This window comes from Butyricicoccus sp. AM27-36 (genome assembly GCF_003480945.1).
Taxonomy (GTDB): domain Bacteria; phylum Bacillota; class Clostridia; order Oscillospirales; family Butyricicoccaceae; genus Agathobaculum; species Agathobaculum butyriciproducens.
Map to the genome: position 1 here is coordinate 1 of NZ_QUJR01000026.1, position 580 is coordinate 580.

The following is a 580-nucleotide window of genomic DNA, read 5'->3' on the forward strand; positions in this document are numbered from 1 at the left end:
CGCATCGCGGAGATCGAGCGCGGCCGCAGCGAGAAATTCTTTGTGGAGATCGGCCCGCTCAAGAACTACTATCCCGCCGAGGAATACCACCAGAACTACCTCGAAAAGAATCCGGACGGCTACTGCCAAATCGACCCGGGCGACTATCAGAAGCCCGCGGCGGAGTCCATCCGGGACAAGCTGACGGCGGAGCAGTACCGCATCACGCAGGAGAGCGGCACGGAGCGCGCCTTCACGGGCGAGTTCTGGGACAAGTTTGAAAAGGGCATCTATGTGGATGTCGTGACCGGTGAGCCGCTTTTTTCCTCCACGGATAAGTACGAGAGCGGCTGCGGCTGGCCGGCTTTCACAAAGCCCATTGAAGAGCCTGCCGTGGTGGAACTGGAGGACCTGAGCCACGGCATGCGCCGCACAGAGGTCAGAAGCCGTGCCGGAGATTCTCACCTTGGTCATGTGTTCGCCGACGATCCGGAGTCCCCCAATGGCGTGCGCTACTGCATCAACAGTGCGGCTCTGCGCTTCGTCCCCTATGAAAAAATGGAGGCCGAGGGCTACGGATACCTCCTGTATCTGTTTGAGA

1 protein-coding gene is annotated in these 580 nt (G+C 59.8%); it reads left to right on the forward strand.

Translation table 11 applies throughout. The annotated features are described in order from the left end of the window. Positions 1 to 580 (forward strand): peptide-methionine (R)-S-oxide reductase MsrB (msrB, locus tag DW724_RS15175; RefSeq protein ID WP_118762044.1); only part of this gene is annotated, 580 nt, incomplete at both ends.